20 protein-coding genes are annotated in these 21,958 nt (G+C 58.7%); 9 read left to right on the forward strand and 11 right to left on the reverse strand.

The window, feature by feature from the left end; translation table 11 throughout:
* Positions 1–58: 58 nt before the first annotated feature.
* The 3 genes from FRH_RS00215 to FRH_RS00225 all read right to left on the reverse strand — a co-directional run bounded on the left by FRH_RS00215 (position 59) and on the right by FRH_RS00225 (position 5,449).
* Positions 59–1,981 (reverse strand): PrkA family serine protein kinase, encoded by a 1,923-nt coding sequence (locus FRH_RS00215; RefSeq protein WP_153843766.1) that lies wholly within the window; start codon positions 1,979–1,981, stop codon positions 59–61.
* A gap of 262 nt (positions 1,982–2,243) precedes the next feature.
* The gene (locus FRH_RS00220; RefSeq protein ID WP_139526792.1) at positions 2,244–3,287 is read right to left on the reverse strand and encodes a low specificity L-threonine aldolase; all 1,044 of its coding nucleotides are present in this window, start codon (positions 3,285–3,287) and stop codon (positions 2,244–2,246) included.
* Positions 3,288–3,427: 140 nt separating this feature from the next.
* Positions 3,428–5,449 carry an NADPH-dependent 2,4-dienoyl-CoA reductase gene (locus FRH_RS00225; protein WP_219861342.1) on the reverse strand — a complete coding sequence of 674 codons (2,022 nt, stop codon included), beginning with the start codon at positions 5,447–5,449 and terminating at the stop codon, positions 3,428–3,430.
* Positions 5,450–5,655: 206 nt separating this feature from the next.
* Here FRH_RS00225 and FRH_RS00230 point away from each other — a divergent pair, with 206 nt between their 5' ends.
* Positions 5,656–6,573: a DMT family transporter gene (locus FRH_RS00230; RefSeq protein ID WP_281997498.1), complete on the forward strand. Its 918-nt coding sequence runs from the start codon at positions 5,656–5,658 to the stop codon at positions 6,571–6,573.
* A 43-nt stretch (positions 6,574–6,616) separates the two neighbouring features.
* A complete protein-coding gene (locus FRH_RS00235; RefSeq protein ID WP_139526787.1) occupies positions 6,617–8,185 on the forward strand; it encodes a bifunctional GNAT family N-acetyltransferase/carbon-nitrogen hydrolase family protein in 1,569 nt (522 codons plus the stop codon).
* Between the two features lie 164 nt (positions 8,186–8,349).
* Here the strand turns inward: FRH_RS00235 and FRH_RS00240 are convergent, their stop codons facing one another.
* From FRH_RS00240 to FRH_RS00255, 4 genes are all read right to left on the reverse strand, one after another.
* Complete coding sequence (locus FRH_RS00240) at positions 8,350–8,652, reverse strand: MGMT family protein (protein WP_139526785.1); 303 nt, start codon at positions 8,650–8,652, stop codon at positions 8,350–8,352.
* A 26-nt stretch (positions 8,653–8,678) separates the two neighbouring features.
* A complete protein-coding gene (locus FRH_RS00245; protein WP_153843768.1) occupies positions 8,679–9,287 on the reverse strand; it encodes an NAD(P)H-dependent oxidoreductase in 609 nt (202 codons plus the stop codon).
* 189 nt (positions 9,288–9,476) lie between these two features.
* A complete protein-coding gene (locus FRH_RS00250; protein WP_139526780.1) occupies positions 9,477–10,928 on the reverse strand; it encodes a sodium:alanine symporter family protein in 1,452 nt (483 codons plus the stop codon).
* A gap of 113 nt (positions 10,929–11,041) precedes the next feature.
* A complete protein-coding gene (locus FRH_RS00255) occupies positions 11,042–11,914 on the reverse strand; it encodes a LysR substrate-binding domain-containing protein (protein WP_139526779.1) in 873 nt (290 codons plus the stop codon).
* Between the two features lie 125 nt (positions 11,915–12,039).
* Here FRH_RS00255 and FRH_RS00260 point away from each other — a divergent pair, with 125 nt between their 5' ends.
* The 4 genes from FRH_RS00260 to FRH_RS00275 all read left to right on the forward strand — a co-directional run bounded on the left by FRH_RS00260 (position 12,040) and on the right by FRH_RS00275 (position 14,948).
* A complete protein-coding gene (locus FRH_RS00260) occupies positions 12,040–12,561 on the forward strand; it encodes a gamma-butyrobetaine hydroxylase-like domain-containing protein (RefSeq protein ID WP_281997499.1) in 522 nt (173 codons plus the stop codon).
* Positions 12,545–13,222, forward strand: a complete 678-nt coding sequence (locus FRH_RS00265; protein WP_281997500.1) for a clavaminate synthase family protein — start codon at positions 12,545–12,547, stop codon at positions 13,220–13,222. The genes FRH_RS00260 and FRH_RS00265 overlap by 17 nt, the downstream gene beginning before the upstream one ends.
* Before the next feature lie 23 nt (positions 13,223–13,245).
* Positions 13,246–14,184 (forward strand): ABC transporter substrate-binding protein, encoded by a 939-nt coding sequence (locus FRH_RS00270; RefSeq protein WP_062372743.1) that lies wholly within the window; start codon positions 13,246–13,248, stop codon positions 14,182–14,184.
* Between the two features lie 71 nt (positions 14,185–14,255).
* Positions 14,256–14,948 (forward strand): VTT domain-containing protein, encoded by a 693-nt coding sequence (locus FRH_RS00275; RefSeq protein WP_153843769.1) that lies wholly within the window; start codon positions 14,256–14,258, stop codon positions 14,946–14,948.
* Positions 14,949–14,961: 13 nt separating this feature from the next.
* Here FRH_RS00275 and FRH_RS00280 read toward each other — a convergent pair whose 3' ends face one another.
* Both FRH_RS00280 and FRH_RS00285 read right to left on the reverse strand, forming a co-directional pair.
* A complete protein-coding gene (locus FRH_RS00280; RefSeq protein ID WP_219861344.1) occupies positions 14,962–17,226 on the reverse strand; it encodes a glycosyltransferase in 2,265 nt (754 codons plus the stop codon).
* A 40-nt stretch (positions 17,227–17,266) separates the two neighbouring features.
* Positions 17,267–17,695, reverse strand: coding sequence for a secondary thiamine-phosphate synthase enzyme YjbQ (locus FRH_RS00285; protein WP_062372734.1), 429 nt, complete (start codon positions 17,693–17,695; stop codon positions 17,267–17,269).
* Between the two features lie 190 nt (positions 17,696–17,885).
* Here FRH_RS00285 and FRH_RS00290 point away from each other — a divergent pair, with 190 nt between their 5' ends.
* Positions 17,886–18,419, forward strand: a complete 534-nt coding sequence (locus FRH_RS00290; RefSeq protein ID WP_062372732.1) for a lipocalin family protein — start codon at positions 17,886–17,888, stop codon at positions 18,417–18,419.
* Between the two features lie 10 nt (positions 18,420–18,429).
* Here the strand turns inward: FRH_RS00290 and FRH_RS00295 are convergent, their stop codons facing one another.
* A complete protein-coding gene (locus tag FRH_RS00295; RefSeq protein ID WP_281997502.1) occupies positions 18,430–19,347 on the reverse strand; it encodes a LysR family transcriptional regulator in 918 nt (305 codons plus the stop codon).
* A 131-nt stretch (positions 19,348–19,478) separates the two neighbouring features.
* On the opposite strand from FRH_RS00295, the gene FRH_RS00300 reads away from it, so the two are divergent.
* Positions 19,479–20,552, forward strand: a complete 1,074-nt coding sequence (locus FRH_RS00300; protein ID WP_281997503.1) for a tartrate dehydrogenase — start codon at positions 19,479–19,481, stop codon at positions 20,550–20,552.
* Between the two features lie 72 nt (positions 20,553–20,624).
* Here the strand turns inward: FRH_RS00300 and wrbA are convergent, their stop codons facing one another.
* On the reverse strand, positions 20,625–21,224 hold the full coding sequence (wrbA, locus tag FRH_RS00305) for an NAD(P)H:quinone oxidoreductase (RefSeq protein ID WP_281997504.1): 600 nt from the start codon (positions 21,222–21,224) through the stop codon (positions 20,625–20,627).
* A 229-nt stretch (positions 21,225–21,453) separates the two neighbouring features.
* Between wrbA and FRH_RS00310 the strand changes: the two genes are divergently transcribed.
* Positions 21,454–21,894 (forward strand): hemerythrin domain-containing protein, encoded by a 441-nt coding sequence (locus tag FRH_RS00310; RefSeq protein WP_281997506.1) that lies wholly within the window; start codon positions 21,454–21,456, stop codon positions 21,892–21,894.
* Positions 21,895–21,958 lie beyond the last annotated feature (64 nt).

The raw sequence follows: 21,958 nt of genomic DNA on the forward strand, positions 1-21,958 counted from the left end.
AACACCTCGATCTTGAGCGCCGAATCGTGGCGCTCTTGTATGCGGGCCAAGCAGCCCGCTACTGAGACTTACGCACGCGCAGATACCACTCTGAAAGCAGCCGCACCTGTTTCTCGGTATAGCCACGGTCCACCATGCGCGCCACGAAATCCTCGTGCTTTTTCTGATCCGATTTCGACGCTTTGGCGTTGAAGGAAATCACCGGCAAAAGCTCTTCGGTGTTGGCAAACATCTTGTGTTCGATGACGCCTTTCAGCTTCTCGTAAGACTGCCAGCTGGGATTCATACCGTTGTTTTGCGCCCGCGCCCGCAGTACGAAGTTCACCACTTCATGGCGGAAGTCTTTCGGGTTGGAGATGCCTGCTGGCTTCTCGATCTTCTCGAGCTCTTCGTTCAGCGATTGGCGGTTGAGCAGCTCGCCTGTCTCGGGATCACGATACTCCTGGTCTTGAATCCAGAAATCGGCGTAGGTGACATAGCGATCGAAGATGTTCTGACCGTACTCGCTATAGGACTCGAGATAAGCGGTTTGAATCTCTTTGCCGATGAAGTCCACGTAACGCGGGGCCAAAAACTCCTTGATGAAGCCCAGGTAACGCTCGAACACTTCGGAGGGCAGCTGTTCGCGCTCCAGCGCCTGCTCCAGCACGTAAAGCAGATGGACCGGGTTAGCCGCGACCTCCATACTGTCGAAGTTGAACACTTTCGACAGAATCTTGAAGGCAAAGCGGGTCGAGAGCCCCTGCATGCCCTCGTCTACGCCTGCCGCATCGCGGTACTCCTGAATCGATTTGGCGCGCGGATCGGTGTCCTTCAGGTTCTCCCCGTCATACACCCGCATCTTGGAGTAGATGCTGGAGTTCTCCGGCACCTTGAGCCGCGACAGCACTGAGAACTGCGCCAGCATGCGCAGCGTATCCGGCGCGCAAGGCGCGGCGCTGAGGGAGGAGTCTTCCAACAGCTTTTGATAGATCTTGATCTCTTCCGACACCCGCAGGCAGTAGGGTACTTTGACGATATAGACACGATCCAGAAACGCCTCGTTATTGCGGTTGTTACGAAACGCCTGCCATTCGGACTCGTTGGAGTGGGCCAGAATCACGCCATCGAAAGGAATCGCGCCCATGCCCTCGGTAGGGTTGTAGTTGCCCTCTTGGGTAGCGGTCAGCAGCGGGTGCAGCACCTTTATGGGAGCCTTGAACATCTCCACGAACTCCATCAGCCCCTGGTTGGCACGGCACAGCCCGCCGGAGAAGCTGTAGGCATCCGGATCGTCTTGGGAGTAAAGCTCTAACTGGCGGATGTCCACTTTACCGACCAGCGACGAGATATCTTGATTGTTCTCATCCCCCGGCTCGGTTTTGGAGATGGCGATTTGGTTGAGACGCGACGGATAAAGGCGCACGACTCGGAACTGAGAAATATCGCCGCCGGCCTCTTTCAAGCGCTTAGCGGCCCATGGCGACATGACGCTACGCAGGTAGCGCCCAGGTATGCCGTACTCCTGCTCTAGCAGCTCACCATCCTCTTCCGGTGAGAACAGTCCAAGCGGCGATTCATAGACCGGCGATCCTTTGATGGCATAGAAGGGAATGCGCTCCATCAATAGCTTCAGGCGCTCGGCCAGCGAGGATTTACCGCCGCCGACCGGGCCCAACAAATAAAGAATCTGTTTGCGCTCTTCGAGCCCCTGGGCCGCGTGACGGAAGTAAGCCACGATCTGCTCGATGGCCTCTTCCATACCGTGAAACTCGGCAAAAGCGGGATAGCGGCGAATCACCTTGTTCGAAAAAATGCGTGATAGACGCGGGTCTTTCGCCGTGTCGATCACTTCAGGTTCGCCTATCGCTTCCAGCATGCGCTCTGCGGCGCTGGCATACACCTTGGGGTCGCGGCGACAAAGCGCCAGGTACTCCTCGAGGCTCATGTCCTCTTGCTGAACGCGGGCAAAACGGTCTTGAACGTGATCAAAGATGCTCATGGAACTCTCCTGTGGCCCATCCCCCAGCGCAACCGCCAAGCCAATACCCCAGACGGCGTGCTATTCGAGGTGTCGCTCTATCAGCGTAGTCAGCATTAGCAAAAAGTGATGACACTATCTTCAACGCAGCTCATGTGACCGCTGAGATACCCTTATGAGCGTATGAGGAGAGGTTTAGTTGCGTTGAATCCAACTCGGCGCTACAACGCAACACGCCACCTTTTAGGTGGCGTGTAAGCAGTGCTCTAGCCGCTTGGCCAGGCTATCCTAGTACCTCTTTCACATCGGCCAATAGCTGATCGAGCAATTCAACGGTGGTGTTCCAAGCGCAGACGAACCGCGCTCCGCCAGCACCGATGAAGGTATAAAAGGTCCATCCTTTGGCTTTCAACGCTTCGATGGCGTGAGGCGGCAATTCAACGAACACGCTGTTCGCCTGGGTGGGGAACATCAGCGAGACACCCGGCAGCGCCTGTAGCCCTTCCGATAGATAACGCGCCATGGCGTTGGCATGTTCGGCGTTGGTCAGCCAGGCCCCGCTCTCCAGCAAGCCCAACCACGGCGCAGAGACATAGCGCATTTTCGATGCTAGCTGCCCCGCCTGCTTGCATCGGTAGGAGAAGTCTTCCGCCAATTCGCGATTGAAGAATAGGATCGCCTCACCAAACGCCAAGCCGTTCTTGGTGCCCGAGAAGCACAGTGCATCGACGCCCACTTGCCACGTCAGCTCTGCTGGCGATGCATTGAGGCTTGCGCAAGCGTTGGCAAAGCGTGCACCGTCCATGTGCAGCCGAAGGTCATGCTTATCTGCCATGGCGCGAATGGCCAGCAGCTCTTCGCGAGAATAGACGGTACCCACTTCGGTGGCCTGGGTGAGCGAAACGACTTTCGGTTTCGGATAGTGAATGTCGCTACGCTTGGTGACCAGCGCTTCGATCCCCTTGGGCGTCAACTTGCCATTTGCCCCCGGCGAGGTGAGCAACTTCGCACCGTTGGAAAAGAACTCAGGGCCGCCACACTCGTCGGTCTCGATATGTGCCAGCTCATGACAAATCACGCTGTGGTAGCTGCGCCCCATCGCGGAGAGCGCCAGTGAATTGGCTGCAGTGCCATTGAACACGAAAAACACGTCGCAGTCGTAGTCGAACATTTCCCGAAAACGGTCGGCGGCACGGGCGGTCCAGCGGTCGTTGCCGTAAGCGAGGTCATCCGCCTGATTGGCTTCGAGTAAGTACTGCATCGCCTCCGGGCAGATACCGGAGGTGTTGTCACTGGCGAGAAATCGTGGGGTACACTCCGAGGGCATGACGATAATCCTTATGTCTGACGGTCGTGCGGCGCAGGCTGGGTGCCACCCGCGCCTTAAATCCCTAACGTGGCTTAGTAGTTAGGGTGATTCATCAGTCTATCGCCATTGTGCCGTTAACGTCACGCTCTCGATGCGCGTTACAGCGCTGCCGCCAACCGCGTGCCTTGATCGATGGCACGTTTGGCATCCAACTCGGCCGCTTCTGCTGCGCCACCAATGACATGCACGCGGCCACCTAACTGGGTGAGCGGCGCTATCAAATCGCGCACGGACTCCTGCCCTGCACACACTACGACGGTGTCCACCTCGATCACTTGCTCCTGTCCGTCGCGACGAATATGCAACCCGGCATCATCGATACGCACGTATTCGCAGCCGGTGAGCGTCTGCACACCCCGCTGCTTTAGAGAAGCACGATGTACCCAGCCCGTGGTTTTGCCTAAGTTTTTGCCTGGCTTGGAGCTTTTACGCTGCAGCATGACGATACTGCGCGGTGAGCGCGGCGGCTGTGGCGCTTTCAAGCCGCCTCGCTCGCCCACTGCCAAATCCACGCCCCATTCATCGCACCACGCGTCGATATCCGTAGCAGGGTGGCCTTCGTGAGACAGCAGCTCAGACACATCGAAGCCAATTCCGCCTGCCCCAATGACCGCCACGCGTTGCCCCACCCGCTCGGGCTGCTCGATCGCCTCGGCATAGCTCAACACACAGGGATGGTCGGCGCCCAACAGCGCCAGTTCACGGGGCATCACTCCAGTGGCCACCACGATCTCATCGAAATCCGCCAATGCGTCTACGGTGGCCTCGGTATTCAGACGCACATCCACCGCGTGTTTCTCCAGCATCACACGGAAGTAACGCAGCGTTTCGTTGAACTCTTCCTTTCCAGGAATTTTACGAGCGTAATTGAACTGTCCGCCCAGCTCGCTGCGCCGCTCGAACAGCACCACGGCGTGGCCACGGCTAGCCGCCGCCACGGCCGTCGCCAACCCCGCCGGGCCGCCGCCAACGACCGCGACCCGCTTAGGCGTTTGCGTCGGTGTCAGGGTAATCTCGGTTTCGTGGCAAGCGCGGGGATTGACCAAGCAGGAGGTCAACTTACCCATAAAGGTGTGGTCCAGACAGGCTTGGTTACAGGCAATGCAGGTATTGATCTCATCCGCCAAGCCCGCCTGCGCTTTGCGTACCCACTCAGGGTCTGCCAAAAACGGGCGCGCCATCGACACCATGTCCGCATGGCCTTCTGCCAGCACCCGCTCGGCCACCTCGGGCATGTTGATACGGTTGGTGGTGATCAACGGAATCGACAGGGCCGCACGCATGCGCCGAGACACCTCGGTAAACGCGGCCCGGGGCACGCTGGTCACGATGGTCGGCACCCGCGCCTCGTGCCAGCCAATGCCGGTATTGATGACGTTGGCGCCAGCGGCTTCGATGGCTTGGCCCAGCTGCACGACTTCTTCCCAGGAGCTGCCCTCCTCTACCAAATCGATCATCGAGAGCCGGAAGATCAGCAGGAAGCGCTCGCCCACGGCTTGGCGAATACGCTTGACGATCTCGACGGGGAAACGCATGCGCCGCTCGAAATCTCCCCCCCAGTCGTCATCACGCTGGTTGGTACGCCGGCAGATGAACTGGTTGATCAAGTAGCCTTCCGATCCCATCACCTCGACGCCATCGTAGCCCGCCTGTTTCGCCAGGATGGCGCAGCGAACGTAGTCGTCGATTTGCTGCTCGACGTCGTCGCTGGAGAGCGCCCGGGGCGTAAAGGGGTTGATCGGTGCCTGCAGCGCTGAAGGAGCGACCAACTCTGGAGAGTAGGCGTAGCGCCCCGCATGCAGAATCTGCATACATAAATGGCCGCCTTCGGCGTGAACCGCCTCGACCACCTGGCGGTGCGCCGCTACCTGCGAGGCGTCCGTCAGCGCATTGGCTCCCTGAAAGACGGCGCCTTCGGCGTTCGGCGCGATGCCTCCCGTCACGATAAGGCTGACCCCCGCCCGCGCCCGCTCTGCATAGAACGCAGCCAAACGCTCGAAACCGTTCGGCGCCTCTTCCAAATTGGTGTGCATGGACCCCATCAAAACGCGATTGGGCAGCGTCAAATGACCGACGGTCAGCGGTCGAAACAGGTGCGGATAAGCTGGCGCTGGGTGCATCACGGCGCTCCTTTAATGTTATCGATGTGGCTAGCCTCTCATATTCAAACAAGCGTATGACATGGCGCGTTCGACGTACAGCCTTTTAGGCGGCTCGTTAACCTGCTCTTTGGTCTACCACGAAACGCCGCTGCCCCTTGCTCATCGTAGCAAAGCGCGTCACATTAACCGGCTAACGATAAGGGACCGAGTTAAGGGAAGCCGCTATGCCGTTGATGTACTTTTTACCCCCGCTGGCCACGGTGTTGATCTGGTCGGGCAACATGACCATCAACCAGCTGACCGTTGGGGCGATTGCCCCCAGCAGCATCGCCTTTTTGCGCTGGCTGCTCGCGCTGCTGGTCATGACGCCCTTCGTGCTGCCTGCCGCTCTGCGCCACCGTGAGGAAATAGTGCGTAACTGGCCGAAACTGGCGCTGCTGGGGCTGCTGGGCATGGGGCTGTGGCAAGGGCTGGCCTACGTGGCTGCAGAGACCACCACCGCGACCAACATGGGCATTTTAGCCGCCATGGTTCCGCTCCTGACGGTGCTACTCAGCGCCTTGATTCTCAAGGAACCCCCAACGCTGGGCGGTGTCGTAGGCGGCGTGCTCGCCTTTATCGGCGTCACCGTGCTGCTGGGCCGCGGCAACCCACTTTCTCTGCTGCAGTTAGAGGTGGCGCAGGGCGACGCGTTAATGGTGGTCGCCGCCACTTGCTATGCGCTTTATGGCGTGATGCTCAAACGCTGGGCGATGAATCTGCCTCCTTGGGTCATGCTCTATGTCCAGGTCTGTTTTGCCGTGTTGTTCTTGCTGCCGCCCTATCTCATGGGCCCCATGACACCGGTGGATGGGCAGAACGTTTGGCTGATCCTGTACGCGGGCATTCCCGCCTCGGTCATCACCACGTTTTTATGGATGCGCGCCGTACGCCAGATCGGTGCCAATCAATCGAGTATTTTCATCAACCTCATGCCATTATTTAGTGCGCTGATTGCCATGGCGCTATTAGGTGAGCAGGTATCGGGCTTCCACTTCATTGGCGGCCTGCTGATTCTCGCCGGGGTGATCATGGCCCAAACGCTGACGCGCCCGCTGGTACGCGCCGCCGCGCCGCATAAAACGCGCAGCGCCCAGCAGTGATACACTAGGCTATCTCCATTCGACGACTGGGTACCCCTGAACTATGTCCCTAGAAGACCTGCACCTCAATCTGCGTAACCTCGCCAGCGACGACTACGATCAGTTGAAGTCGCTGATGGACGCGGTGTATCACGACATTGGTGGCGCTTGGCCCAAGCACACCATCGATAAGCTGATCCAAGAATTTCCTGATGGTCAGATTGCTATCGAGGACGATGGCGTGCTGGTCGGCGTGGCGCTCACCGTGCAGGTGGATTACGACGAGTTCTCCAACCCGCACAAATACGACGATTTGATCGGCCATCGTGAAATCATCCTGAACGATCCGGAAGGCGATGCCATGTACGGACTGGATGTACTGATCCACCCAGACTATCGCGGCTACCGCCTGGGCCGCCGCCTGTACGAAGCGCGTAAAGAGCTGTGCCGTTCGCTCAACCTGCGGGCTATTTTGGCGGGCGGACGTATTCCCGAGTATCACCAGCACGCCGTCGAGCTAACGCCTGCCCAGTACATCGACAAAGTCTCCCGCAAAGAGATTTACGATCCGATTCTGTCGTTCCAGCTTGCCAACGACTTCCAGGTCAAACGTCTGTTACGCAAGTACCTGCCGGAAGATGAGCAGTCCCGAGGCTACGCCACGCTGTTGGAGTGGAACAACATTCTGTTCGAGCCCGCTGAAAACGTGCTGGACACTCGCCCCACTCAGGTACGCGTGGGCGCGGTGCAGTGGCAAATGCGTGAGTTCGCCTCCGTGGAGGCTGCGCTGCAGCAAATCGAGTATTTCGTCGATGCGTTGTCGGATTATCAGAGCGACTTTGCCGTTTTCCCGGAGCTGTTCACCACGCCACTCATGGGGCTTCAGGACCGGGCTGCCCAAAAAGACCAAACGGCGGCCATTCGCTTTTTGGCGGGCTTTACCGACCGCTTCAAGAGCGAGCTTTCCCGCATGGCGGTCTCTTACAACATCAATATCATCGGTGGCTCGATGATCGAGGTGGGCGAAGACGACCGTCTTTATAACGTAGCGTACCTGTTCCACCGCGATGGCGAGGTCGAGAAGCAGCTCAAGCTACATATCACCCCGCAGGAGCGCCGCGACTGGGTGATCGAAGGGGGCGACAATCTGCAGGTCTTCGACACCGACGCGGGCCGAGTGGGCATTCTCATCTGCTACGACGTGGAATTCCCGGAGCTGGGCCGCCTGCTGGCCGACCAGGACATGGACATTCTCTTCGTGCCGTTCTGGGTCGATACCAAAAACGGCTACCTGCGGGTACGCCACTGCGCCCAGGCCCGCGCCATCGAAAACGAGTGCTACGTGGTGATTTGCGGCAGCGTCGGCAACCTGCCGTCCATCGAGAACCTGGATATCCAATACGCGCAGTCGGCGGTGTTCACGCCCTCCGACTTCGCGTTCCCCCACGATGCGGTGCTGGCCGAAACCACGCCCAACACGGAGATGATCTTCTTCTCCGACTTGGACCTCACCCGCCTCACCGTGGTGCGCGCCGAAGGCTCGGTCACCAACCTCAAAGACCGCCGCAAGGATCTCTTCGACCTACGCTGGCGCGACTGGTCGTGGAAGTCCGGCAGTAAGCAGGAAGACTAAAAGCCAGTCGACCAACATCACCGCGCAAAAAAAACGCCGCCCACCGGGCGGCGTTTTGCCATTCACAACTAGCCATTCACAACTAGCCATTCACAACTAGCCATTCACAACTAGCTATTCACTCCACTCCATTCACCACTTACAAATCACCATTCACCACAAAGCTACTCATCCGGCCAAACGAGGTGGCGCGGTACGCGGCCTTTGGCATCGAACGCGACGCCCTCGGCACGCAGCTTTTCGTGCTGGCGTGCCGCGCCGCCGTGGTCAGCCAGTTTGAGTGACGCGGCAATGACACGATGCCAGGGTAGCTGATGCCCCTCAGGCAAGTGGCGCATGGCCGACCCCACCATGCGCGGCGTGGCCCCTTCGGTCATCTTAGCGATGCGCCCATAGGTCGTGACTCGCCCTGCCGGAATCTGATCGACGATGGTGTAGATCTGTTCGAGCAGTTCGGGGCGTGGCATGGCGACCTCGTTAGCAGGTGTCGATTTTAGAGTGCTTCGACGAGCTGATCGATGGCTTGGAAGGCTTCTTTCAGCGCGGTATCGCGGTGAGCATCGCCCATGTTCAGGCCTTCTGCAAACACCACCTCCACATCGCTGATGCCCATCAGGCCTAGCATGGTTGTCAGGTGCGGCGTTTGGCTATCGAACTCGGTGCCTGCGTACTGGCCCCCACGCGCGGCCAGAATGATGGCCCGTTTGCCTTCGATCAGCCCCTGAGGGCCGTTTTCGGTGTAGCGGAACGTTTCACCGGCGCGCAGCACGCGGTCGAACCAGGCTTTCAACTGGGAAGGAATGCCCAGGTTATACATCGGTACCGCCAACACCAGCACATCATTAGCGCGCAGCTCTGCCAGCAGCTCATCCGAGTGGGCGGCCAGCGCCTGCTGCTCGGCGGTGCGCTCGTCAGCAGGCGTTTGCCACGCGCCCAACTCTTCGATGGCCAGGTGCGGCAGCGCGTTGGCAACGACATCGCGATGGGTCACCTTGACGCCCTCGCGTGCCGCGGCCTGCTGTCGAAAATGGCTCGCTAACGCATTGGACTGGCCGTTATCACCCAAAATCGAAGACGTCACTAATAGGGCATGGGTGGTCATGAAAACTCCTTAAAAATCAGTGGGAAGGTTAAGCGCTATTCTACGTCGCTTTTCGGTAAGCAAAAGCGCAACGTTTTCCGAGTTACATTCGACAAAATCGAACTATCCACCCATGAAAAAGCCCCACGCGTGGCTGCTTTTATCGCAGCATCGCGTGGGGCGGATGACGCCTAGCAGGCTAATGCGTGGCTATTTCTTAGTCGGCCAGGCGTTCGGATCTACTTTGTTCGCCAGTTTCGGAAACTGGTTGGGGTCGAAGACCGGCTCTTTACCCGCTTTGAGCTGGATGTCGTAATCTTTGAACAGCGCAAAAGCGATGGGCGATAGCAGCAGGATCGCCACGAGGTTGATAATCGCCATCATGCCCATGGAGAGATCGGCAAAATTCCAGATGGCCCCCAGGCTTGCCACCGAACCGACCATGATCATGCCCAGCACGGCGACGCGATACACCATCACCGCCAGGGGCGCACGACGGCCTGCCAAGTACTCGATATTGGATTCGCCGTAGGAGTAGTTGGCAATTACCGAGGTGAAGGCAAATAGTAAAATGGCGATGGCAATGAACATACCGCCCCAGTCACCCACATGGCTAGACAGCGCCATTTGCGTGAGCTGTATGCCGTTATTCTCTTCACCCGCCAGAAGCTCAGGGCCTGCCATGATGATGATGGCCGCCGTCGCGGTACAGATCACCAGGGTGTCCAGAAAAACGCCCAGCATTTGAATGAAGCCCTGAGCCGCCGGGTGATCCGGACGGGTGCTGGCGGTCGCTGCCGCGTTAGGCGCCGAGCCCATGCCCGCTTCATTGGAGAACAGTCCGCGCTGAATCCCGTTCATGATCGCCTGAGAAATCGCATAGCCAACCGCTCCACCTGCTGCCTGCTCGATACCAAACGCGCTCTGCACGATCGTCATGATGGCCGCGGGCAGGTCGCTTATATTAAGCGCCACCACGACCAGCGCCAAGATCAGGTACAGCAGCGCCATCAGCGGCACCACCAGCTCGGCGACTTTGGCAATCGATTTCAGACCACCGAAGATGATCGGCGCAACGATGGCCATCAAGACGAGCCCCATGGCCCAGGTGGGAATGGCAAACGCCTGCTCCATGGCCTGCGCGATGGAGTTGGCCTGCACGCTGTTGAACGCCAACCCAAACGCAATGATCAGGCAGATCGAAAACAGCACCGCTAACCAGCGCAGGCCCAAACCGCGCTCGATATAGCGCGCCGGGCCACCGCGGAAAGTATTGTCGCCATGGTCGGTCTTGTACGCCTGGGCCAGCGTGGACTCCACGAAGCTGGTCGCCATGCCGACCATGGCCGTCATCCACATCCAAAAAATAGCCCCTGGGCCACCAAAATAGATGGCGACCGCCACACCCGCCAAATTGCCCGTACCGACGCGGGCAGCCAGACTGGTCGAGAGCGCCTGAAACGACGAGATCCCGCCGTTGGCTTGCCGCGAGCCGCGCAGCAGCTTGAACATATGACCGAAATAGCGAATCTGAATGGCGCGGGTCATGACCGTAAAATAGAGGCCAGCGCCGATGAGCAGGTAAATCAGTACACTGCCCCATAACAGCCCGTTGCCGCGATCCACCATCGCGGTCAACAGAGGAGGAAGAGTAACATCCATACGAAACACGCCTTTTTGAAACAATGAAGGCGCATCATTCTTCATGGCTGCACCAAAATGGCAAGAAAAAGGGCAAATTTCTTGTCCAGCAGTCGTAATCACTGCTGGATGACTCAAGGCAACTCGCGAGACGCTGCCAGCCACGCCCACACGTCTGCGGCTTCGTCGCTGACTTGGCGCTTGCTGGGCCGCACCAACCAGAAACGCTCATCGCTGGGTACACTCATATCGAAGGGGGCCACCAAATCCTCACGCTGCTCCAACAGTCGGTGATGCGTGAGCGCCACCCCACCGCCCTGGCTAGCGAGCGCTAGCGTCATCACCTGATTATCGCAGGTGAGGGAGCGACATTCGGACTCTAGATGGGCTATTCCCGCCGCTTGCAGCCAACCAGGCCACCCAACGCCAAAGCCCACCGCGTGTAACAACGTATGCCCGGCCAAATCTGCAGGCACGTTGAGCGAGCGCGCCAGCGCAGGGGCGCACACGGGCAGCAAGTGCTCGTCGCCCAGCGGCAACATCTCGAGCCCACTCCACTCACCCCGACCATAGCGAATCTCGATGTCGGCCCCTTCAGGCCCAAAGTCGTCGGGCCAAATCGCGCTGACCAAGCGCAGCAAAATCGTTGGTTTCTGTCGATGCAGGGCCACGAGCCTTGGCGCGAGCCAAGATTGTTGGATCACCGGCGTAGCGCGCAGCGTCACCGGTCGTTCGCTGGTAATACCAAACACTTCCGACGTCCCTTCACTGATGCGTGAAAACGCATCGTGAATGCTGGGCAGCCACGCTTGACCTGCCGGGGTCAACGAAAGGCTGCGCGCGTGGCGAACGAACAGCTTTTGCCCCAGGCGATCCTCCAGCAGCCGAATGCGCTGGCTGATGGCCGCCTGGGTCACGCCCAGCTCATTACCCGCCGCCGTAAAGCTTAGGGTTCGGGCGGCGGACTCAAACGCTTGTAGCCATAACAGCGGAGGGAGTGAGCTCATGGGAAAGCAACCTATAAGTTAAACAGGGTCTTTGGGGCCAAATTCATCGTTTGTCACTGCGCAAGGGACTCCGCATCCTAATAAGCAGATCGTGTGTTACGTCACCCATTCTCAGTGAGGTTTCTATGTCCAGCGCACTAGCCACAACGGAAAAGCGTTCAGCCCCTCAAATGAGCGAACTCATGCCGTATGACCACGGCCCGGCACTCAAGGACGCCACGCTCACCGACAGCGGCCTTTCGCTAACGTGGCAAGACGGTACGCAAACGACGCTACCTCTGTTGTGGTTTCGTGATCACTGCGCTTGCCAGGCGTGTCGCCACCCGCAAACCCGCGAGCGCCTCTACCTACCGCTAGACGATATCGAACAAGCGCCCAGCGTTACCTTGGCCGATGGTCATCTCTATCTTCAGTGGCACGACGGGCATGACAGCGTCTTTCATAGCGGCTGGCTTTACCAGCGCCGCCCCGAGGCGACTCGCGTCTCATCCCTGCCGAATCCGACGCCGTGGCGCGATGACTTTTTCCCAGAGCGCGTTCGCCATGCCGATTTCATGACCCCGGCAGGGGAGAAAGCCTGGCTGACCGCCCTGCTACGCGACGGTTTGGCGTTGATCACACGCACCGCTGGTGGAAGAGGAAGTTAGCCGCCTTGCCGAGCGAATTGGCCCGCAACGCATTACCAATTTCGGCGGGCGATTCAACGTGCGCTCCAAGCCCAACCCTAACAACGCAGCCTACACCGCCGTAGGCTTGCCGCTGCATATCGACCTACCCAACTGGCAGCAGCCGCCGGACATTCAACTGCTCTACTGCTTGCAAAACGACGCCAGCGGCGGTGAGTCACTGTTTGCCGACGGCGCCCGGGTCATCGATGCGCTACGCGAACAGGACCCTGAGGCACTCGCCATTCTGAGTGAGACCCCCATCGACTTCCGGTTTCAAGACAACCATCACGATATCGCCTTCAAAGCTCCGGTGATCACCTTGGATAGCCAAGGCGAGCTGATGGAGATACGCCTCAATAATTGGATACGCGATACGCTCCATTTGCCGGCCGAAAAAATGACGGCTTGGTACCGGGCCTACAAAGTACTGTGGCAACTCTTCCACAGCGAGGCGCATCAGTTGGAGTTCACACTAACACCGGGCCAGATGGTGGCGTTCGATAACCGTCGCGTACTCCACGGCCGCCGGGAGTTCGATCCTAATAGCGGTGCTCGCCACCTTCAAGGCACCTACCTAGACCGGGACATGCTGGCCTCGCGCCTGCGTGTTCTTGCCCGTACGACCGCACCATCACAATAACCCTAGCAAGGAGACCCTCCTCCATGACACGTTCACTTCGTCCTTTCGTTGCGACCATTACCCTGGGCCTAGCAGGCGTTACTACCCAAGCCGCCGTCGCCGATGACGCCACGCTAGATTTCGGCGTTCCCGCTTGGCCTGGCATTACCGTGAAAACCGAAATCGCCGAGCAGCTCCTTAACCCGCTGGGCTACGACACTCAAACCCATGAAATTGGCCTGCAAGTGATCTATCAAGGCCTGGAAAGTGGCGACGTCGACGCCTTTCTAGGCGCTTGGCTTCCTGCGCAAAAAGAGATGTTCGAGCCTCGCAAAACCTCCGGCGTCATCAGGGACATCGCCAACAACGTCGATGGCGCGCAGATGACCCTGGCCGTTCCAGCGTATTTACATGAGCGCGGTATTCGCAGCTTTGCCGATCTAGACGCGCACCGTGACGAGTTCAATGGCCAAATTCATGGTTTTGGCGCAGGATCGGCCGCCAGTGAAATTCTACATAACGCCATCGATAACGATATCTGGGGCCTCGGCGACTGGCGCTTGGTGGATACCAGCGAAGTGGGCATGCTCTCTGCAGCACAAGATGCCATTTCCAGAGAAGAAGCCATCGTTTGGGTCGGTTGGACGCCCCACTGGATGAATCTCGAACTCCCCATGCGCTACCTGGAAGACCCGGAAAACCTGTTTGGTGAGAACAACGGCGAAAGCGACGTACGTACCCTGCTGCGCAGCGACTACGCTGATGCCCACCCGGCGCTGGTCACCTTTTTCGAGCAGTTCAGCTTTACCGCCGAGGAACAGAGCTGGATGATCCAAGCCTTCGGTCAAGAAGAGCGTGACCTCGCCGAGGTGGCTCAGCAGTGGATCAACGACAACCCCGAACGCATAGAGGCCATGCTGGCCGATGTCACGACCGCCGAGGGTGATGCCGCTTGGCCCGTCATTGAAGCGCGCCTACAGTAACGCGCTCGTTCACCCCACCGCCGCAGTGGCGTATGCTAACGCTCTTTTGCCAGATAGGCGGTGGGGATGGAATGTCACGAACGTTGCTAAAAGGGCTAGGCTTACTGATCACGCTGGTGATACTGGGCGTGATGTGGCGCTACCTGCAGCAGCAAGGGCTGCTGACTCAGGCGCAGCTCGAAGCACTCACTACCACCATTAGCCAGTGGCAGCGTGCCCCCTGGATGTTTGCCGCCGTCATGGCCGTCTATACCGGTTCGCTGTTAGTGATGTTTCCGCTAAGCCTGCTGGTCGTGTTGACCGGCATGCTGTTTGGCCCGGTATGGGGATTGGCTTACGCTACGTTGGGCACGCTGAGTTCGTCGGTGGTGTCTTACTGGGTGGGCCACTGGCTGGGGCGAGATGCCCTCATGCGCTACGGTGGCCGCCACCTACGCGGCCTTTCCGGCTATCTCTCCCAACGCGGCATTCGTACGATGACGGTGATCAACCTGCTGCCGCTGGCTCCCTTCACGCTCACCAATATGTTGGCCGGGGCGTTTCATCTCAATTTCCGCGACTACATGATCGGCTCGACGCTGGGCATCGTGCCGGGACTGGCCGCCGTCATCCTGCTCGGCAGCCAGCTAGGGGCGCTGTTCACCGCTGCCTCACAACAAGAGTTGGTGCTGGCCGTGGCAGGCGTGGTCGTCGGGGTGGGCCTACTCTGGCTACTCAAGCGCGTGGCCACCGCTCGGACGAGCCGTCCTCGAAACGACGGCTAGCCACTCGCTTGCATCACTTGGGCTGACGCTCGTGGGTCTGATGCGTCGTGTGATGTTTCGCTAGCACCTCGGCATAAAAGTGCGCCACCGCGGCGGCAAACTTGCCGATATCGTAGTCAGCGGCGAACGCTTTGGCTTGATCGCCGAGGGTTTCGCGCAACGCGTCATCCTCGACCAGTTCCACCACTCGCTGCCCCCACTTCTGGCGGTTTTGCGGCGTCTTGAAGCCGTTGTGGCCATCGCGCACCACGTCATCGATACCGCTCGAGCGTACGGCGACCACCGGAAGCCCAGCGGCCATGGCCTCTAGAATCACCATACCTTGTGTTTCCGAGGTAGAGGCAAACACGAACACATCGCCTACGTGATAGTAAAGCGCCATCTCTTCTGGCGGCACGGCCCCCACCAAGGTGACCTGTGCTTCCAAACCCAGCGTGTCGATCTGTGTTTGGATCGCTTGTCGGTCCGGGCCGTCGCCGACCAACAGCAAGCGTAGGCCGGTCTTTCCCTGGCGCTTCAACTCTGCCAACGCTTCCAGCATGAAGCCGATGTTCTTCTCTTTACTGATGCGAGAAACGCTTACCAGCACCGTATCGTCGACCGCGATAGCCAACTGCTGGCGAAGCGACGCCACGGCCTCCTCGTCGGCATCGGCAAAGCGTGCCGCGTCGATCCCCGTGGGCTGCACCAGCGTCGGCGTCTTGACCCCGATCATGCGCAGGTACTCCTCTGCCGAATAGGTCGGCACGATGACCCCCTGGCAACGATTAGAGAAGCGCTTGATCAAATAATGAGAGATCAGGTTGCGAAACAGTGCCCCCGGCAGCGGTACGAAGTGCGCGTAGTGCTCCAGGCGCGTGTGATAGGTGTAGATGACCGGCACTTTCAAACGACGCCCCATCCACAGACCCATCGACCCCAGCCAGAACGGGTGATGTACATGGATCACATCGGGCTTGAACTCACGCAGGCAGCGGCGAAAGCCCGCGCTGAACGGGTTGGTCAAGCGAAATTCACGCTTCTCGCCAAACGCCATCAGCGTGGGTACCCGCAGAATGGTGTCATCGTCCTGCCACGACTCCCGGTAGCGCGGTACCAGCAGCTGCACCCGATGTGAGAGATCGCCAAGACCCTGGCGTAGCCGCTCCACCGATACCGACACGCCGGAAACGAACGGGAAGTAGTTGTTCGACACCATCGCCACTCGTAAACTTTTTTCCAGATAGGGCGTGGGGTCGATATCGAAGTCGGGATAGTAGTCGCGCTCCTCGAAAATCAGCCTGTAAAGCCGCATGGCCAACAGTGTCAGCAGCCCGACGATCAGCAAGAACCGCGGATAGCTGACGTAGAAGAAGGCGTAAATCGTCGACCCCACGCTGCTCAGCATGCGCCACCAGCCGGGGCGGTCGACGTTCAATCGCACCGGCGAGATGCCCACGCTGTCACCGGCCACCTCGACGACGACGTAATGATGAAAACTCTCATCGGCATCCAGCAGCAGGCCGCCCGCGCCGCCGGTGGTCACGTACGTCACCCCGTTGACGGTGTGCTGGGCGTATAGCGAGAGATTCGCGGAAAACACCGTATCGACCCCATAGCGCTCGGCCAAACGCATGATGCCTTCAGCAAGCCGGGGATCGTTGAGGTAGTTATCTTCTTCGAACAGCGGGGCATCCTGGATGACGTTATGCAGTGGCAGGCCCACGAACACGAACCGATGGGCCGCGTCAGAGGCGGCTAGCTCGCGCTCCAGCCAATCCAACTGCCAGGAAGTCGACGACTTGCCAGTGCCATCTAGAAAAATGAAGTGGCTGTTGCCCGCTACGAACGCATAGAAATGCGGGCCAAAGTAGTCGTAAAACAGATAGCTGCCGAAATCGCTGTCTTCATTATCGCCGTAGGTCAAGAGATAAGGCATGTCGAGCAGTTCGAGGCTGTGATAAATCGCCTGATAACTCTCCTGCTGGCCGCCACTCACCGCATTGCCCGCCGACACCATGAAATCGATATCGCCCTGGTTGAGCAGCGGAACGATCTCGTCTTGAAAGACATTTACCGAGTTATTGATGTTGCCCACCACCGCAAAGCGGTAGGCATCTCGGCCTGCTAGTCGGTCGCGTACCTCGGCGACTTCTACGGTATGCAGCGATTCGAACTCGGGTTCGGCCACGTAGAGCCACACTTGGTGAATGATCAACCCCGCCACCAGCGCAAGGTTCAAAACGAAAAACAGCCTCAACCAGCGCTGGCGGGAGAGGCGAAAAAGGCGTCGAGGCATGTAGAGGCGCTTATCTCAAAGAGTCATTCGGTGGCTGTGACTAAAGCGCGGCACAGCCGTTCAAGGTGGCCAGCAAGCGGCGCGAACCACCCTGCTCACGATGCTCACCTAACCACACCCCTTGCCACGTGCCAAGGGCCAAGCGGCCATCGCGTACCGCAAGGCTGAGCTGAGTGCCCAATAGACTAGACGCCACATGGGCGGGCATGTCGTCGGGGCCCTCTAACGTATGCTGAAAGTAGCTCAGTCCTTCTGGCACCAAACGTCGCATGAAAGCATCCAGATCATGGCGCACGTCCGGGTCGGTGTTCTCGTTGAGCGTCAACGACGCGGAGGTATGCATGAGCTGTAGATGCAAAAGCCCCTGATGGCACTCCGCCAAACAGGGCAGTGCTCTGGCGATCTCATCAGTAATCAAATGAAAACCGCGGGACATTTCCGGCAAGTGAATCTCTTGTTGATGCCACATAAACACTCCTTTGTTATATGCATTGTCAGAGGATACGTTAACAGACATACCATAGCCTATTTCCACTACCTGCCGAACAGTACCAAGAGGACCGCGTGGCGTGGTGCCACCTACCCTGATAAATTGAGCGCTGTGATGGTCTGACATTAAAAGGAGCGAGATGATGACATCCGTATGGCGGCCAAGGAGCATGGCCACGCTGGCAACCCTGGCCGTGACCGGCACATTCTTGATGGGTTGCACCGGCATTCCCGATGGCACGGAACCGGTGACTGACTTCGAGCTCGAGCGCTATCTTGGCGAGTGGTACGAAATCGCTCGCCTGGATCACTCCTTCGAAGAGGGACTAGACTGCGTCACCGCTACCTACAGTAGGCGCGACGATGGGGGCGTCAAGGTGATCAACCGAGGCTACGACCTGGAAGAACGCGCCTGGGACGAAGCCGAAGGTCGCGCCTACTTCATCGATGACGAGAGCGTGGGGCGGCTGAAAGTCAGCTTTTTCGGCCCGTTTTACGGCGGCTACAACGTTCTCGAACTCGACGATGACTACCAGTGGGCGTTGGTGGCAGGCCCTAACCGAGACTACCTGTGGATTCTGGCACGCACCCCCACGATAGCAGGCGACGTGGAGCAGCGCCTTCGTCAGCGCGCCGCCGAGCTGGACTTTCCCACCGACGAGTTGATCGACGTGGTGCAGGATCAAACCTGCCCAGGCCGCTAACGGACCCACGTTAGCCATTGGGCAAGGCGGGCACACGGCCCGCCATTTCTCGCTGTAAGAAGTCGATCAACGCGCTGATCCTTTCCGGCACATGGCGGCGATGCTCGAACACGGCGTAAAAGTCAGCGCGTATGCCCTGCCACTCCGGTAGCAGCGTTTGCAACGTCCCACTGGATAGATGCTCGTTCACATCCCACCAGGAACGCAGCATCACACCGTGGCCATCCAGCGCTAAGCGGGTAATGACCTCGCCGTCGTTACTCGCCAATGGTCCCCTGACCTTCACGGCCTGGCGCTGGTGGGATTGCCGGTGCTCGAAGCGCCATAGCGGGAAGTCGCTATCGTTTTCACGAATCACCAGGCAACGGTGCTGGGTAAGATCGCTCGGAGCCTTCAGCGGCGGCATTTTTTTCATATAGCTAGGCGCAGCGCACAAGACGCGGCGGTTGGGTAGGATACGCTTGGCGACGAGGCGTGAATCCGGTGGCTCGCCAATACGGATGCCGACGTCAAAGCCGTGATCGCTCAAATTGAGGGGGAAGTTGGTCAGCTCAAGCCAGCTCTCCACGCCTGGGTGCTCGGCGCAAAACCGCGATAGCAGCGGCGCGATATGCCGCCTGCCAAAGCCGAAGGTCGCGTTGATCCTCAGCCGACCGCTTAGGCCTTGGTTCGCGGTCTCGCTGAGTGAGCTTTCGAGCGTTTGTAACTCCTCCAGAATGAGACCACCTTGAGACAGGTAGCGCTCGCCTTCGAGAGTAAGCGTCAACCGGCGCGTCGTGCGCGCCGCCAGCGTCACCCCCAGCCGAGCCTCTAGCTGCTTCAAACGTTTACTCACGGCTGAGAGGGACAGCCCAAGCTCGCGAGCAGTGGCGGTCAAGCTTCCCGCTCGCGCTAGCTGCTGAAAAAAGGCGAGGTCATCCAGCATCATGGGATTATTCACTTTTAGGCAACAATAGCTTGCATAATAGCCTGATTATCTCGTCGCCAACAGGCGCTACACTCCTACTAAGCAATCACACTCCATCCTTTCCGCGACATCCAACCACATAAGGATCTTCCATGGCCCATCGTATTGCAGTCATCGCTGGCGACGGTATCGGTACCGAAGTGATGCCCGAAGGTATTCGCGTGCTGGAAGCCGCCGCCAAGCGCTTCAATATCGACCTGGCGTTCACCACCTTCGAGTTCGGCAGCTGTGACTACTACTTGGAACACGGCAAGATGCTGCCCGACGACTGGTTCGACCAGCTCAAAGGGTTCGATGCACTGTTTTACGGAGCCGTGGGCTGGCCAGACAAAGTGCCCGACCATATTTCGCTATGGGGCTCGCTGCTGCAGTTTCGTCGCCAGTTCGACCAGTACATCAACCTGCGACCCTGCCGATTGATGCCCGGCATCAAAAGCCCGCTAGCGGGCCGCAAGCCCGGCGACATCGACTTTTACGTCGTGCGCGAAAACACCGAGGGCGAGTACTCGAGCGTCGGCGGCAAGATGTATGAAGGCACCGAGCGTGAAATCGTCATTCAGGAAACGGTGATGAGCCGTACCGGCGTTGATCGCGTTTTGAAGTATGCCTTCGACCTGGCACAAACCCGCCCACGTAAAAAGCTCACCTCGGCCACCAAGTCCAACGGCATCTCCATCACCATGCCCTACTGGGACGAGCGCGTAGCCGAGATGGCCAAGCAGTACCCAGAGATCGCAGTGGATAAATTCCATATCGATATTTTGACCGCCAACTTCGTGCTGCATCCGGACTGGTTCGACGTGGTGGTGGGCAGCAACCTGTTTGGCGATATTCTCTCCGACTTAGGCCCTGCCTGCACCGGCACCATTGGCGTCGCCCCCTCGGCCAACATCAACCCAGAAGGCAAGTTCCCCAGCCTGTTCGAACCGGTACACGGCAGCGCACCGGACATCGCCGGTCAAGGCATTGCCAACCCTATCGGCCAAATTTGGTCTGGGGCGATGATGCTGGAGCACCTGGGCTATAAGGAGGCGGGCGACGCGATGGTCGAGGCCATTGAAGCGGTGCTGAGTGAGGGCGATAGCCAAGTGCTCACCCGCGACGTGGGCGGCCAGGGCACGACCGAAAGCCTCGGTAGCGCCATTACCGAGCGGATTGGCGGTTGATTCTTCTGTAAAAGCGTTCGTTAACGCACAACGCCTCGCTGGCAGCGAGGCGTTGTGCGTTTCAAGCGTCGATTAGTTTGCCAGCTTGGCAGCAATCTCAGCGACATGTTTGCCCTGGAAGCGGGCAATTTTCAGCTCGCGGTCATCCGGCTGGCGGGAACCATCACCACCGGCCAGCGTCGCAGCGCCATAGGGCGTACCGCCGCTGACTTTCGAAATATCGAACTGCTCTTCGATGCCGTAGCCAATGGGCACGATGACCATGCCGTGGTGGGCCAACGTCGTCCAGGTAGAGGTAATGGTCATCTCATCGCCGCCGCCAGTGCCGGTCGACGTGAAGACGCTCGCCACTTTACCGCGCAGCGAGCCGTTGGCCCATAGGCCGCCGGTTTGATCGAGGAAGGTGCGCATCTGACCCGCCATGTTGCCAAAGCGCGTCGGCGTGCCGAAGATGATGGCATCGTAATCCGCCAACTCTTGAGGTGTGGCTTCCGGCGTGGTGAAGTCCTGCTTGCCGCCAGCGTTTTTGAACGCCTCCTCCGGCATGGTTTCAGGCACACGTTTTACCGTCACTTCGACACCGTCCACTCCCTTAGCGCCTTCGGCCACCGCGGCAGCCAGTGTATCGATATGGCCATACATTGAGTAATACAGCACCAGTACCTTCGTCATAACGCACTCCTTTGGACTTGCATTCGAGCATTGGACAGGTTGCCCGTCGAGGGCAATGAAAACTCACTAAACCATAGCCTAGTCAAACGTAGAGAAAAGCGAATGTTTTCGATGCTCCGCATCGATTTCATCGATGCGCCGACCTTGCGCTTTTGCCACTTCGGCACTAATTTTTCTTGTATCGTATTTACGGTATGTTTCATTCACGTATAACGCCAAGGAGTCCGGCATGACGATTTTCGAAGCACTTCGCAAAGATCACGACATCCAGCGAGACCTGCTGGCCCGCTTGGTAGAGACCCATGGCGATAGTGAAGAGCGCGATACCCTCTATCAACAGGTACGCGCCGAACTGAAATACCACGCCAACGCGGAAGAGAGAGCGCTTTACATCCCCATGATGGACATCGATCTCACCCAAGAGAAAGCGCGCCACAGCGTGGCGGAGCATCATGAGATCGACGAGCTGATCGAACTGCTGGACGACACCGACTATAGCGCCAGCCATTGGCTCACTCACGCTAAACAGCTTCAACACTTGGTGACGCATCACTTGGACGAAGAGGAGCAGGAAGTTTTTCAACTGGCAGGCCGCGGCCTCCAAGAGAACCAGAAATCCTCTCTGGCCAAAGAGTATCAGGAAGAAATGCGGCGACAGCGAGCAGGCTAAACGTCCTTAGTGTGCGACAGACGCAAGAGCATCGGTGATCAAAGCGCTTGTGGCAAAGGGCCAT

It is taken from the genome of Halomonas sp. A020 (genome assembly GCF_027943625.1).
Lineage (GTDB): Bacteria > Pseudomonadota > Gammaproteobacteria > Pseudomonadales > Halomonadaceae > Vreelandella > Vreelandella piezotolerans.

What these genes read in the sequence shown, in the direction of transcription:
- FRH_RS00290 (WP_062372732.1), top strand. Translation starts at nt 17,886, where the DNA reads ATGGCCACGCTGGCAACCCTGGCCGTGACCGGCACATTCTTGATGGGT.
- FRH_RS00225 (WP_219861342.1), bottom strand. Translation starts at nt 5,449, where the DNA reads ATGCACCCAGCGCCAGCTTATCCGCACCTGTTTCGACCGCTGACCGTC.
- FRH_RS00310 (WP_281997506.1), top strand. Translation starts at nt 21,454, where the DNA reads ATGACGATTTTCGAAGCACTTCGCAAAGATCACGACATCCAGCGAGAC.
- FRH_RS00235 (WP_139526787.1), top strand. Translation starts at nt 6,617, where the DNA reads ATGTCCCTAGAAGACCTGCACCTCAATCTGCGTAACCTCGCCAGCGAC.
- FRH_RS00215 (WP_153843766.1), bottom strand. Translation starts at nt 1,981, where the DNA reads ATGAGCATCTTTGATCACGTTCAAGACCGTTTTGCCCGCGTTCAGCAA.
- FRH_RS00280 (WP_219861344.1), bottom strand. Translation starts at nt 17,226, where the DNA reads ATGCCTCGACGCCTTTTTCGCCTCTCCCGCCAGCGCTGGTTGAGGCTG.
- FRH_RS00255 (WP_139526779.1), bottom strand. Translation starts at nt 11,914, where the DNA reads ATGAGCTCACTCCCTCCGCTGTTATGGCTACAAGCGTTTGAGTCCGCC.
- FRH_RS00260 (WP_281997499.1), top strand. Translation starts at nt 12,040, where the DNA reads ATGTCCAGCGCACTAGCCACAACGGAAAAGCGTTCAGCCCCTCAAATG.
- FRH_RS00275 (WP_153843769.1), top strand. Translation starts at nt 14,256, where the DNA reads ATGTCACGAACGTTGCTAAAAGGGCTAGGCTTACTGATCACGCTGGTG.
- FRH_RS00295 (WP_281997502.1), bottom strand. Translation starts at nt 19,347, where the DNA reads ATGATGCTGGATGACCTCGCCTTTTTTCAGCAGCTAGCGCGAGCGGGA.
- FRH_RS00240 (WP_139526785.1), bottom strand. Translation starts at nt 8,652, where the DNA reads ATGCCACGCCCCGAACTGCTCGAACAGATCTACACCATCGTCGATCAG.
- FRH_RS00285 (WP_062372734.1), bottom strand. Translation starts at nt 17,695, where the DNA reads ATGTGGCATCAACAAGAGATTCACTTGCCGGAAATGTCCCGCGGTTTT.
- FRH_RS00250 (WP_139526780.1), bottom strand. Translation starts at nt 10,928, where the DNA reads ATGGATGTTACTCTTCCTCCTCTGTTGACCGCGATGGTGGATCGCGGC.
- wrbA (WP_281997504.1), bottom strand. Translation starts at nt 21,224, where the DNA reads ATGACGAAGGTACTGGTGCTGTATTACTCAATGTATGGCCATATCGAT.
- FRH_RS00230 (WP_281997498.1), top strand. Translation starts at nt 5,656, where the DNA reads ATGCCGTTGATGTACTTTTTACCCCCGCTGGCCACGGTGTTGATCTGG.
- FRH_RS00300 (WP_281997503.1), top strand. Translation starts at nt 19,479, where the DNA reads ATGGCCCATCGTATTGCAGTCATCGCTGGCGACGGTATCGGTACCGAA.
- FRH_RS00270 (WP_062372743.1), top strand. Translation starts at nt 13,246, where the DNA reads ATGACACGTTCACTTCGTCCTTTCGTTGCGACCATTACCCTGGGCCTA.
- FRH_RS00220 (WP_139526792.1), bottom strand. Translation starts at nt 3,287, where the DNA reads ATGCCCTCGGAGTGTACCCCACGATTTCTCGCCAGTGACAACACCTCC.
- FRH_RS00245 (WP_153843768.1), bottom strand. Translation starts at nt 9,287, where the DNA reads ATGACCACCCATGCCCTATTAGTGACGTCTTCGATTTTGGGTGATAAC.